Here is a 6,006-nt window from a genome sequence, read left to right on the forward strand (position 1 = left end):
AGGTTGGACTTGATGGTGCCGAGGGTCTTGCGGGAGAGGCGGATGGCGTCGGCGGCGGCGTTGAGGTCGCCGCGGACGAGGGTGAGGTCGCCGGCCTCGATGGCGGCGTCGGTGCCGGTGCCCATGGCGAGGCCGAGGTCGGCCTGGGCGAGGGCGGCGGCGTCGTTGACGCCGTCGCCGACCATGGCGACGCTGCGGCCTTCGGCCTGGAGGCGCTTGACGACGTTCACCTTGTCCTCGGGCATGACCTCCGCGATCACGTCCTCGGGGGAGATGCCGACCTCGGCGGCCACGCTCCTGGCGACGGCCTCGTTGTCGCCGGTCAGGAGGATGGGGGTGAGGCCGAGGGCGCGCAGGCGGCCGATGGCTTCCGCGCTGGTGTCCTTGACGGCGTCCGCGACCTCGAGGACCGCGCGGGCCTCGCCGTCCCAGGCGACGGCGATCGCGGTGCGGCCGGCGGCCTCGGCCTCGTGCCGGGCGCGGGCCAGTCCTGCGGGCAGTTCCATCGCCCACTCGCTGAGCAGCTTCTGGCGGCCGACGAGGACGGCGTGGCCCTCGACGATGCCCTGGACGCCCAGGCCGGGGATGTTCGCGAAGTCCTCGGGGGTGGGCAGGCCGCCGAGCTTCTCGACGGCCCCGGCGGCGACCGCCTGGGCGATGGGGTGCTCGGAGGCGTTCTCCAGCGCACCGGTCAGCCGAAGCACCTCCGCCTCGTCGGTGCCGTCCGCGGTGTGCACGGCGAGCAGGGTCATCCGGCCGGTGGTGACGGTGCCGGTCTTGTCGAGGACGATCGTGTCGACCTTGCGGGTGGTCTCCAGGACCTCGGGCCCCTTGATCAGGATGCCGAGCTGCGCGCCGCGGCCGGTGCCGACCATCAGCGCGGTCGGGGTGGCCAGGCCCAGGGCGCAGGGGCAGGCGATGATCAGGACGGCGACGGCGGCGGTGAACGCGGCGGTCAGTCCTGAGCCGTTGCCGAGCCAGAAGCCCAGGGTGCCCAGGGCGAGTGCGATGACGACCGGGACGAACACGGCGGAGATCCTGTCGGCGAGGCGCTGGGCGGCGGCCTTGCCGTTCTGCGCGTCCTCGACCAGCTTCGCCATCCGGGCGAGCTGGGTGTCGGCGCCGACGCGGGTGGCCTCGACGACGAGGCGGCCGCCGGCGTTCAGGGTGGCGCCGGTGACGGTGTCGCCGACCGAGACCTCCACCGGGACGGACTCGCCGGTGAGCATGGAGGCGTCGACGGCGGACGCGCCCTCCACGACCGTGCCGTCGGTGGCGATCTTCTCGCCCGGCCGGACCAGGAACCGGTCCCCGACCTTCAGGGCGGACGTCGGGATCGTCTCCTCCCGGCCGCCACGCAGTACGGTCACGTCCTTGGCGCCCAGCTCCAGCAGGGCCTTCAGCGCCGCGCCCGCCCGGCGCTTCGAGCGGGCCTCGAAGTACCGCCCGGCGAGGATGAACGCGGTGACACCGGCCGCCGCCTCCAGGTAGATGTTCCCCGCCCCGTCACTGCGGGCGATCGTGAACTCGAAGGGATGCGTCATGCCGGGCGTGCCGGCGGTGCCGAAGAACAGCGCCCACAACGACCACAGGAACGCCGCCGACGTACCGACCGAGATCAGCGTGTCCATCGTCGCCGCGCCGTGCTTCGCGTTCGTCCACGCCGCCCGGTGGAAGGGCCAGGCCGCGTAGGTGACGACCGGCGCGGCCAGGGTCAGGCTCAGCCACTGCCAGTACTCGATCTGCAGGGCCGGGATCATCGCCATGGCGACCACCGGCACCGCGAGCACCACCGCGGTCACCAGACGCTGCCGCAGCGGGGTCAGCCCGTCGTCCGCCGGGGCCTCGTCCGGCGCCGCGGGCCCGCCCTCGACGGGCGGTGGCGCCGGCTCGGCGGCGGTGTAGCCCGTCGCCTCCACCGTGGCGATCAGATCGGCGACGGCGGTGCCCTCGGCGAAGGTGACCTTCGCCTTCTCGGTGGCGTAGTTGACGGTCGCCTCCACACCGTCCATGCGGTTGAGCTTCTTCTCGATCCGAGCCGCGCAGGAGGCGCACGTCATGCCACCGATGGCGAGCTCTACGGAGCGGGATTCGGTCGCGGTCTGCGGCATGGTGTCTCCTCGGCCTCTTCTTGATACCCCCAGGGGGTATCCCTCTGGCTCCATGTATACCCCCGCCCCGTACCGGATGCAAGTCCGCTTCACGGGAAGGATCAGGGGTGTGGCTGCCGCCCGGCTCGCCGAGCATTAGGCTGGCCAATGGACTAGACCTGTCGGAGCCTGGAGGAATGGGTCCCATGAGCAACCGTGTACTCCTGGAGGTGATCGCCCTCGACGCGCGGGACGCGGTCGCCGCCCAGTCCGGAGGGGCCGACCGGCTGGAGCTGGTCACCGACATGGCGGCCGACGGGCTGACGCCGCCGGTCTCCACCTTCACGGCGATCCGCGCGGCGGTCGACATCCCGCTGCGCGTGATGCTCCGCCTCTCCGACGGCTTCGCGGCCGGCGGCCCGGCGGACGTCGACGCCCTGGTCAGGGCCGCGGAAGCCCTGCGTGAGGCGGGGGCGGACGAGTTCGTACTCGGCTTCCTCGACGACCACGGGCAGCCGGACCTCGTCACGATCGAACGGCTGCTGGCGGTCGTCGACGACTGCCGCTGGACCTTCCACCGTGCGATCGACCACGCGGCGGACCGGGACGCCCTGCGCAAGCAGCTGGCGGACGTGCCCGGGCTCGACACGTATCTGACGGCCGGCTCGGCCGCGGGCGTCGACGACGGCATGCGCAGGCTCCTCACCGAGGCCGCGCGGCACGGCGAACCGGGCTACGAGCCGCAGCTCCTGGTCGGCGGCGGTCTGCGCCTGGACCACGTCCCGCGTCTGCGCCGGGCGGGCCTGACGGGCTTCCACATCGGCGGCGCGGCACGGCCCGGCGGCTGGTCGGCCCCCGTGGACCCGGCAGCGGTCCGCGACTGGCGCACCGCGCTCGACGCCTAGCGCGCGCAGCGCGCGGGGGGCACGCGGGGCCGGCCCGGGCCCGCCCCGGTCCGGCCGCCCGGTTCTGGCCCCGGCCGGCTGCGGGCGGGCCCGGTCGCACCCGTGTGAGGTCCGGTCACCCGGGCCCGGCCCAAAGCGGCGGTCCCTCCGGGCCCTGCCTGCTGCGGCGGCCCTGTCCGAGCGTCGGCGGCAGGGTCGCACCGGTGGGAGGTCGGGCCTCCCAGGCCCGGCACGATACGGAGGCCGGACCGCACCTGTCCGGACGCGGCTTCGGCCTGCTGCGGGCGGCAGCCGGGGCCCGGTCAAGCACCCGCAGAGGCCGGTCCCCCGCGGGGGGTTCCGTGAAGCCGCGGCGGCTTCGCCCGGCCCGGGCACGATACGGCGGTGGCCGGGGACCCCGGCACGACGCCCGGCCCGGGCTCGCCGCCCGGTTCTGCCTCGGCCTGATGCTGGCGGGCCCGCACCCGTGCGAGGTCCGGTCACCCGGGCCCGGCCCGGTGCGGGTCCTGGGTGATGCGGCGGCGTCGGGGGCCGGTCGCGCCCGTCTGGCCTGCGGTGGGGCCGACCGGGTGGTCAGGTCAGTTGGGGCGGGAGCGGGGACGCGTGGAGGACCGTGAGGCCGGAGACCGCGCGGGTCAGGGAGACGTACAGGCGGCGCAGGCCCGTGCGGAGGTCCGGTTCGTCGCCGATGACCGACGCCGGTTCGTCGAGGACCACGTAGTCGTACTCCAGGCCCTTCGCCAGCGATGCCGGGACGAGCGTCAGACGCGCCTCGGCGGTGGTCTCCTCACCGGGGGAGAGGTACGGGAGGCCCGCCGCGGCCAGCGCGGCCGCGATCGCGGGGACGCGGGAGTCCGCCGCGATCAGCCCGATCGAGCCCTCGTTGCGGAGGGACTCCACGCACGCCGCGACGACCGCCGTGTCGAGGTCCGCGACGTCCGCGACCGCGCGGACCTCGAGGGAACCGGGGGACTCGCGGACCGACGAGACCGGCGCGAGGCCGGGGGACATGTGCGGGAGCAGACGCGACGCGTAGGCGATCACCTCGCGGGGAACGCGGAAGCCCGCGGTCAGCTCCTCGACGACCGCCTCCGGCTTGCCGAGGTGGGACAGCGCCTCGGCCCACGACGCGGTCGCCCAGGGCGTCGTCCCCTGGGCCAGGTCGCCGAGGACCGTCGCCGATCCGGTGGAGCATCGGCGGCCCACCGCGCGGTACTGCATCGGGGACAGGTCCTGCGCCTCGTCGAGGACGACATGACCCAGCGACTGGGTGCGCTGCACCAGGTCCGTCGCCTCGTCGATCAGCACCGCGTCCGCCGCGGACCACTTCGCGGACCGCACACTGCGCGCGGGCTTCGTCAGCAGGATCGTCGCCTGTTCCTCGGCGGTGAGGACACCCTCCGCGTGCGCGGCGAGGAACTCCGCGTCGGAGAGCAGCCGCAGTACGAGCTTCGCCGGATCGACCGGCGGCCAGATCGCCTTGACCGCCGCCTTGACGGCGGGGTTGCGGGCGACCGCGTCCTGGACCCGGTCGTCGGGCGCCTCCCCCGCCTCTTCCATACGGACCAGCACGGTGTGCGCGATCCGCTGGGGGAGGGCGTCGCGGGCGGCGCCGTAGCGGATGTCGCGGTCGAGCAACTCGCGGACGATCTCCTCGAGTTCGTACGCCGGGATCCGCCAGCGCCGTGATCCGCGCACGACGACCACCGGCTCTGTCGGCATCGTGACGTGCGAGCGGACCGCGCGCCGCAGGACCTGCGCCATCCTGGCGTCGCCCTTGACGACGGCCGCCGCCGCGGTGTCCCGGCCGCTGACCTCCACGTGTCCTACCAGGTCGTCGACCGTGGCCTGCTTGACCTCCAGCTCTCCGAGGGCGGGCAGGACCTGCTCGATGTAGTGGAGGAAGGAACGGTTCGGCCCGATGACCAGGGTGCCGGTGCGCGCCAGGCGTTCCCGGTGCGCGTAGAGGAGGTAGGCGACACGGTGCAGGCCGACGGCCGTCTTCCCGGTGCCAGGCCCGCCCTGCACGCACACCGTGCCCGACAGGCCGCTGCGCACGATCTCGTCCTGCTCGGGCTGGATCGTCGCGACGATGTCCCGCATGGGGCCGACGCGGGGCCGCTCGATCTCGGCCTGGAGGAGCCTGGAGGTCTGCTCGGTCTCCGACGGGTCGGTGAGGTGCTCGTCCTCGTACGCCGTCAGGTCCCCGCCGGTGTAGCCGAAGCGCCGGCGCAGACCGACGTCCTGCGGTTCCTTGCGGGAGGCCCGGTAGAAGGGCTGTGAGACCGGCGCACGCCAGTCGATGACCATCGGGTCGCCCGCGGCGTCGTGGACGTGACGGCGGCCGATGTAGAAGCGGCGGCCCTCCTGCGTGGTGGGCAGGTAGTCGAGGCGGCCGAAGAAGAGCGGGGTGTGGGACAGATCGGCGAGCGCCTTGATGCGGTCCTCGATCTGCGACTGGAGGACGGCGGCGTTGACCCAGTTCGCCGTGACGTCCTTGATGTCGAGGGACTGGACGTCCTCGCGCATCGCGCGCAGGGCGGACCGCGACGCGGCGAGGTGGGCCCGCTCGCGGGAGAGCGGGTCTTCCCCGTCGGTGGCCACGGTGACGGTGGATACGTCGGGTACAGGGGCGTGCGCGGGCACGGGTTGCCTCCGGCTGGGCTGCGTGATCACGGCATGGCGGACCGGCCGGTTTCCGTCCGGGCGGCGGCTCTCCTCTGGGGAGGCGGGGAAGGCCCCGGGCTGCGGACAGGCGACCTGGGGCAAGCCCGCGATTGTAGTGGGGGCGCTGAAGGGACGCGAACGGTTTTCTCGCCGTCAGGGGCGGCGACGTCATTCCCGTAGGGGACGCGCTCTGTCTGGAGTAGTACGCGGAGCCCCCACCGGTTCACCCCGCAGCCCGATGCTCCGACCGGGTGATGCGCAGCACCATGGACGCATGACCACAGCCATCCTCACCCCGGGAACCACCCGCCACGCCGCCGCGAGCGGTGCCGGCGACAGCCGGC

The 6,006-nt window shown here is 73.9% G+C and carries 3 protein-coding genes; 1 reads left to right on the forward strand and 2 read right to left on the reverse strand.

Annotated elements, in window-relative coordinates:
* On the reverse strand, positions 1-2,111 hold a 2,111-nt coding region (locus tag ACWGH4_RS29425), incomplete at its 3' end, for a heavy metal translocating P-type ATPase (protein ID WP_453466274.1).
* A 185-nt stretch (positions 2,112-2,296) separates the two neighbouring features.
* Between ACWGH4_RS29425 and ACWGH4_RS29430 the strand changes: the two genes are divergently transcribed.
* The gene (locus ACWGH4_RS29430; RefSeq protein WP_453466276.1) at positions 2,297-2,995 is read left to right on the forward strand and encodes a copper homeostasis protein CutC; all 699 of its coding nucleotides are present in this window, start codon (positions 2,297-2,299) and stop codon (positions 2,993-2,995) included.
* 573 nt (positions 2,996-3,568) lie between these two features.
* Here ACWGH4_RS29430 and ACWGH4_RS29435 read toward each other — a convergent pair.
* A complete protein-coding gene (locus ACWGH4_RS29435) occupies positions 3,569-5,599 on the reverse strand; it encodes a HelD family protein (RefSeq protein ID WP_453466278.1) in 2,031 nt (676 codons plus the stop codon).
* Positions 5,600-6,006: the final 407 nt, after the last annotated feature.

Source organism: Streptomyces sp. NPDC054847 (assembly GCF_053610925.1).